This window comes from Bacillus sp. Xin1 (assembly GCF_013314535.1).
In the GTDB taxonomy this organism is placed as follows: Bacteria; Bacillota; Bacilli; order Bacillales; family Bacillaceae_G; genus Bacillus_A.
In genome coordinates, this window is the sequence record NZ_JABUAE010000159.1 from 1 (window position 1) to 743 (window position 743).

At 37.7% G+C, this 743-nt stretch carries 3 protein-coding genes; all 3 read right to left on the reverse strand.

Going from position 1 to position 743, the window contains the following annotated elements:
* The coding region (locus tag HRG09_RS28255; protein ID WP_174104093.1) for a cell division protein SepF at positions 1-266 on the reverse strand (266 nt) is incomplete at its 3' end.
* A complete protein-coding gene (locus HRG09_RS28260) occupies positions 241-429 on the reverse strand; it encodes a hypothetical protein (RefSeq protein ID WP_174104094.1) in 189 nt (62 codons plus the stop codon). The genes HRG09_RS28260 and HRG09_RS28255, both read right to left, overlap by 26 nt.
* On the reverse strand, positions 429-743 hold a 315-nt coding region (locus tag HRG09_RS28265), incomplete at its 5' end, for a replicative DNA helicase (protein ID WP_217448204.1). The genes HRG09_RS28260 and HRG09_RS28265, both read right to left, overlap by 1 nt.

A 743-nucleotide genomic window follows, 5' to 3' on the forward strand; every position in this document is an offset into this window, starting at 1 on the left:
CAAAGTTCCTCGGCTTTTTCCCATTCAAATTGTTTATCCTCCACTCGCTTATAACGCCAAATCCCAATTGTATATTCCTCAAATAGTTCATATTTCTCACTAGGAGCTGTGGTAGGCTTTAGTTCATCAACTGCCCTTGCTTGTCTTGGTATTTGAACCTCCACATCAGCAAAACGCACTTGAGAATTCAACCGATGAATATGTGCTTTCTTAGGATCAAATGCTACTACTGGTTCAACATCAAATATTGTTAACTGCTTTGGCATTGCTCTTTCCCTCCAATACCTGTAAGCCTGCTTTTAAAATTCCTTCAAGTTGCGTTAATGTTAATTGGTCTAATGTTTGCCCGTTTATTTCAGATAGCCCTAAACCAAGTAATTTACGAATAATGAGTAATTTTCTCCGTTCAACTTCCTGTCGTAATAACATTATCGTGCCTCCTTTTGATTATCGTACCTTCTCTCTAAATTAATGAATTTGCTAAACTCTTTAATAAACGCAAGTTCAACTGTACCGACAGGCCCATTTCTCTGCTTGGCCAGAATAATTTCAGTTATGTTTTTATTCGCTGTTTCTGCATCGTAATAATCTTCACGATATAAAAATGCAATCAAGTCAGCATCTTGCTCAATTTGCCCTGTCTCACGTAAATCAGATAACAGAGGACGTTTATCTTGTCTGCTCTCAACAGCACGACTTAATTGTGATAAAGCAACTACACATACATCTAATTCCCTGGCCAT